The sequence below is a fragment of the Shewanella sp. BJSY2023SW007 genome (assembly GCF_047314525.1).
GTDB classification, from domain to species: Bacteria; Pseudomonadota; Gammaproteobacteria; order Enterobacterales; family Shewanellaceae; genus Shewanella; species Shewanella chilikensis.
The window spans coordinates 1-5,984 of record NZ_JBKORL010000060.1 but is presented as its reverse complement, the minus strand read 5'-3'; the positions used below and the strand labels follow the sequence as shown (position 1 = coordinate 5,984).

Here is a 5,984-nt window from a genome sequence, read left to right as displayed (position 1 = left end):
GAAACCATCACGTTTCAGGGTTTTCTCGACCATACGGCCATTGGCATCGTAGCGGAAAACATTGTCTCCCTGACGCACTACCCGCCCGGCTTGCTGATATTCCAGTGCCTTTTCCTGGCGCTTTTTGGCGAAGTCGATAATCCGGCTATTTGAAGTGCTATTCGGGGAACTGTTGCTAAGCTGGTCTTTGTTTTGCCCATCCTCAGCCCAAGAGGCTATGGCCGTCAGTTGGAGTTCGGAGTCATAGCTGAATTGGCGCCGCTCACTGCGTGTATGCCAGGCGCTGGTGCGTTTTTCTGCCACGATTTGCCCAAGGGCATTTTGGGTAAATTCACTGCGGCCCCAGTGACCGTCTTCGATGGCGGTGATCCGGCTCAGAGCGTCATATTCATAACTGCGGGCAATGCCACCAAAGCGGCCAGGTAGTTGCTGCTCTGTCCCCTGTGGGCTCCAGGCATCCAGGTGCTGACGTTTGAGCAGTCCCTCCGGGGTGTACTCCTGTCGCAGGCAGAATCCAGCCTGGTTACTGCGACTGGTTTCCCGGCCATAACGGTCGTATGCCAGTGTCAGCGGCTCAAACCCAGAAGCGGCAATCGTTGCCAAACGGCCGTGTTGCCATGTCTGCAGTTGCTCAAGCAATAAGCCATTGGCACGAATTGGACGACCCGCGGCAGTGTATTGATACTCAATCGATTGGCCATTTTGCGTTTCAGCAATCAGCCTGCCAAGCGCATCATAGCTAAACGCCAGCTCAGACACGGCATTACGGCCTTTAAGCAGTTGACCGGCCCCGTCGTATTCAAAATGGCTATTGTTCATCACCATTTGCTGCGAGTTACGGGTTTGCTTTTGCAGCAAACGGCCACAGATATCGTAGAAGAAATGAATGCTGCTGCCATCAGCCTGGGTTTTGCATATTACCCGGCCGGCCTTATCGTAATCGAAGCGGTTACGACGACCATCAAGGTGACGCTCTTCAACAATTTGACCGCTGGAATTGTAGTGATATCGCCACTGCTCACCTTTGCTGTTGGCAATGCCGGCAAACTGGCATTCTCCGTTATAGAACAGCTGCAGTTCATGGCCTAAAGGATCGATACTGGCTTGCAACAGGTCAAACGCACCGTAACGATATTGCTGGCTGTTGCCATTGGCATCAGTCGCTTTGACCAGATTGCCTTCGGTATCATATTCGAAGTGCTGGCGTTTGCCTTGGCTGTCCACCACCCCAGTGACCAGGGCACTTTGCCCCAAATAAGTATACTTGTGACACTGGATCCCTTGAAGCACCCGGCTTATCCGCCCCAGATTGTCATATTCCAGTTTTAGCGGTTCAACGCCGGGCAAAATGACTTCGCAGGGCAGGCCTGACACCTTGTCATAACCAAAGCCGGTCTGCTCGCCATCAGCATCGATCGCCCAGGCCATTTGCCCCTTGGAGTTGTACTGCCAGTAACGGCTGTGGCCCAAGGGGTCAAGCACCGACAGCAGATTGCCGCGGCTATCGTACTCATGCTGCCAACTGGCACCCAATTCATTGGTGAAGCTAAGCAACCTGCCGGCTTCATCATACTGCCACTTAAGCTGACTGCCGTCCGCCTGGGTCAGCTCGGCAAGTTGCCCCCACTCGTCACGCTTGAACGCCTGTTGCTCTCCCAACTGATTGCGTTGGGATACCAGTTGGTTGTCCTGCCATTCGTTGTAGGTGGTATCGCCATTGGGCAACACAACACGAATAATATTGTTGCGCTCATCCCTGTGATAGATTTTGATACCATCCAGCGGACTACGGTAATAGACAATCCGGTTATCATCATCGTAATGCAACGCGTCACAAAAGCGCTTGTCAGCGCCTCTGGAGCGAATGGCCCGCCCCTGACTGTCATAGTCATGTTCAACCCAGGTGCAGCTCATGTCCTGCCAGCGCAGCAACCAGCCCTCATCCGAGTATTGGTAGTCAAAGCTGTGGCCCGGATCGGCCCGGCATGATGTCAGATATCCTTTGTCGTTGTACTCATAGGCCACCAAGGTTTTCAGCGCCTTGCCATCGGCTGTCTGCAACTCAAGGCGTTCAATACGTCGCCGGCTACCATTCACCTTGATACGCCGACCGTCACTGAGCAAAATCCCTTTCAGTTGGCCGCGGTCATAAACAAAATGATGGCGGTTACCGCTCTGATCGCTGATGGCTGTCAGCATCAGCTTGTTGCCCAAAGCATGATTGAAGGTGTAGTCAATGCCGCTTAAATGGCGCATCACCAACAGCCCGTCGATGCGGCATAACCGCCACTGTGGCATATGAGCCGCCCGATGAGCGGCGCCTTCTTCAGGGATGACAAACAGCGCCTGGTTATACTCACCGTCAGTAAAAGTGGCCTGATCACCACTTAACACCAGGCTCATATCCCAATCCGCGCGCCAGCGTCTTCCCAACATACCGGGTTCGACATCAGGTCCTGAGTGATAGAAACGCTTAAGCCCTAGCGCCAATATTCCCGGCAAACTGAAATCTGTGCGCCAGTCAACCACATGGCCGGTAGCCATATCGATGGGGCAACCATTGGTGCATTTGCCCTTGGCGCCTGGCAATGCCTGGTTACTGGCATCCACTTCAGCCGTGGGCCCACTCATATCCCGGATTTGAGCGTCTTTCCCGGCATTCAAATCCACTTCTGGATGCTCGGTATTTTTAGGTCTGGGAGTTCCGGTCAGGCGAGTAACCACCTTGCCAATAAATTCTTTTACCTTGTTGCAGACCCAGTCCAGCATCTCTTTGAGCTTGCCGGCCATGGATACCATGATGTCAATAAGCGAACCAAATGCCTCTTTCATCAACCTGAGGATCCAATGGCCGCCATTGACCAAGGCCAGCTTGAGTCCGTCGATAATCTGTTGCAGCAGTTCCAATGCCTTGGCACCGGCATCTTTGATTTTGTCAGCAAAGCTATTGAGAAACTTCACCAGGTTTCCGTTGGATAAACCACGCAACATCTTGATGCCGGCTTGGATCGCTTCCGGACTGTTTTTGGCCAGAGCTTCAATAATGGCTTTACCGGACTTTTTCAGAGCATCACCAACACCGGGAACAAACCCAACCAGTACCAGACCACCAATGGCCCAGTGCATGGGATCGCTTCTTAGCGCTGCCTGAGTGTATGTCTGCCAGCCCCATTCACCGAGGTCGTAGATATCCATCGCCTGACCGACTACAGGGATGAAGCCCAGCGCAATTTCACAGAACAATAAAATAGCGCTGTTGTCCCCGGCCTTGCTGACCACTTCGGCAGGAAGACTGACATGAATTTTATAAATGGCCTCGCGCAATCCCATCGAGCCACGATTAATTCGGTCGTTTAATTCCCAGAAGCGCTCGTAGGCGGGTTCATATTCATCCGGTACATTCAAAAACAGACTGGTGTCATCAATATCAATATGACGCTCACTGCTGTCATCAGCGTCATATTCAATGAAGCCTTTGTTTCGCAGCAGCGTGAACAGAGTGAAATACTCTCCGGCAATGGCAGCATATTCGCTCTTAACCTGTAAAACCGGGTTATTCTCTTCGGTTTCTTTGGGGCGAAACTCATCGCTCCCTTCATCAAGCAGCAGTTCGAAAGCGCCACAGGGCATTTCTTCAATCAGGCAGAGCCCTTTCTTGTCTGTCTTGCCTTCAAGCTTTTTGTTATTACTGTCAGTCAGTATGAAAGGGGCTTCGGGCACAGGTTGACCATCATCGTAGTGATAAAATATCAGTGCCGTGCAACCGCACTCGACGCAACTGCCGCGCAAGATATTATCTGTGGTGAAGTTCTGCTCTGCAGCAACTTCACTGGAGATCAACTCTGCCTTGCGATTCTGACTCATGATGCGACTTCCTTATCCAATTCGGCCTCTGCTGCGCGAAATAGCTTGTACATCCTGTCTTCAGCGCCTTGTCTTGGAGCATCGAGGATAGATTTCGCCCAGGGCAACTGCCAAAAATCATCGCCAAACAGGCACGCGAGCGTGAGAAACTTTATCTGCTGCTGCTTGCCACTGAATCCGTGCTGCTGGGCCTGATTAACATGCTTTGAGATAAAACTGAGGCAGTCGTCTGTGGACCATTGTCTGGTCACGGGATGATGTTGTTGCAGGTGCGTCATGTAGTCACGATAAGTGATGGCTTCAGCCATCTGACGCAGCGCCTGATACTGGGGGTCAGTCAACACTCTGGGTGTGCTTTGCTGCGCTAACTGCCACTGTGAACCCTGTTTGGGTTGCCAGCGCGTGATCCCATCGGCGTTAATCGTCACCAAGGCCGCCGCCGGACCCAAAAAGTCAACGGCTTCTTCAACCGAACTGGCACTCAGCAAGGTTTCCGTTACCTTCCAGTCGGCAATGCGTAATAACTGGGTGTCATCACCGTCTGCTATCCAGGTCCAACTGCGCAAGTGATGTACCAATAGTTGCAGTTGCTGAAGTGGCGTGTAGGCCTGCATATCGCCTTCCAGCACCCAGGCCATTCCCCAACCGGGCTGGCTGCATATTTTTTGCTGCAACTCGGCCCAATTACTGCCATGAGCCCGGATAAGACACGGGGACAATGATGCGTGCAGCCTTCCCAGTTCCCCCCAATAGAGCCGGTTGAACTCGGGAGTTTCAGGAAGCTGTGATTCAGCTATACCTCTCACCGCTTCATTGAGTGTTGGATCTGCCAGCAAAAACACCGAGCCAGTGACCAATAGCTGCCGCCATTGCTGTTCATCGAGTTGTTGTTGCTCTAATGCTGCTATTGCTACCACATCCCTGTCCTCTGGCTATTGCTCCAATGGAGGCAACCAATCATGAAAATCCATATCGCGACCGAGCGCCGCATCATTGCATACTTTTTGCTGAAAACGTCTCAGCGCCTTTCGATAATCACCATCCGTACACAAGGCCAAAAACACAGGATGGATAAAGTAATCTTTCCCCCAGACGAACCTGCGCTGTGCCATGATTTCACAACTCCTGGCATCTGCATCAGCAAACTGCTGTTGTACCCGTTGCAAGGTATCGAAATAGACGGCTCTGATATCCGCCGGCGAAAATTCTCTCCTGTGATAAGGCTGTAGCCTTAAAAACAGTTGCTGACTTTGCAGTTCACGCCGACTCTCGCGCGTCAAAAGCTCATATTGCTGTTCACTGAGTTGTATTTGCTCAAAAGCGGGTTCAGCCACTTGGTTTCCGATTGCCAACAGTCTCCAAGCTGCGCCTTCAGGCAAATAGAGGCCTTCCAAACCAGCGACAAAACTCTGTTGCTGTTCATCGCCCAGGGTTTGCCACAGCAATGACAGTATGGGAGCCGAAAAACTGTTAAATGGAGCGACTATGCCCTGAGGATAAAGAGCCTCAGTTCGCTGCAACCAAAAAGCAATGACTTGTTGCCAATCAAACCAGGTGGTGAACAAGATGCACCGCTGCTCTGCCCCTGGTTGTTGCAGCAACCAGAGCATCAGGGTCTCACAGGGGCTACCATCACTGAGCCTTAACAACAAAGGCTGCAACCCCGGTGCCGAGGCCAGCGATGCAATGGGAAGGCTGCGCCACTGTGCTCCCGGGGCAGTACTTAAAACTGACCATTGCTCATCAAACCCGGCGATATCAAATGGCTCTATCAAGGCATAGCAATAATGGCTTTGCCTGCCACTGATGATCTGGTGCATAAGCATGGATTGTGCATTCCCTGACATTCAACAACATCCTTGATTACAACAACAATCAGTAACCGGGTTTGCCTTCCTTAGCCCATATTGCCCGAACTTCTTTCGGTGAAAGCGGTGGAAAGCTAACCCCCTTCTCTTCAATAAACTGTTTGGATTTCATCAACCACTCGTAGTTGTCCGAAGATGACGATACCAGCCCACGGGACTAATGCCGTTCACTTAGTGTGAACGGCATTTTTCTTAGGCTTAATGGGATACTTGTTTTTACTCATTTTTAACGCACGTGGATAGGCTCTATCC

General features: G+C 51.8%; 3 protein-coding genes and 1 pseudogene. 1 reads left to right on the top strand and 3 read right to left on the bottom strand.

The annotated features are described in order from the left end of the window. Positions 1-1,190 precede the first annotated feature (1,190 nt). Complete coding sequence (locus tag ACMHXE_RS09345; RefSeq protein ID WP_373296867.1) at positions 1,191-1,235, top strand: hypothetical protein; 45 nt, start codon at positions 1,191-1,193, stop codon at positions 1,233-1,235. Positions 1,236-2,349: 1,114 nt separating this feature from the next. Here the strand turns inward: ACMHXE_RS09345 and ACMHXE_RS09340 are convergent. From ACMHXE_RS09340 to ACMHXE_RS09330, 3 genes and pseudogenes are all read right to left on the bottom strand, one after another. Further along, positions 2,350-2,631, bottom strand: a pseudogene (locus ACMHXE_RS09340) (DUF6531 domain-containing protein); the annotation flags it as partial. Positions 2,632-3,860: 1,229 nt separating this feature from the next. After that, positions 3,861-4,781 carry a DUF4123 domain-containing protein gene (locus tag ACMHXE_RS09335; RefSeq protein WP_101057678.1) on the bottom strand — a complete coding sequence of 307 codons (921 nt, stop codon included), beginning with the start codon at positions 4,779-4,781 and terminating at the stop codon, positions 3,861-3,863. Positions 4,782-4,796: 15 nt separating this feature from the next. Continuing rightward, positions 4,797-5,711, bottom strand: coding sequence for a DUF4123 domain-containing protein (locus ACMHXE_RS09330; protein ID WP_146226028.1), 915 nt, complete (start codon positions 5,709-5,711; stop codon positions 4,797-4,799). Positions 5,712-5,984 lie beyond the last annotated feature (273 nt).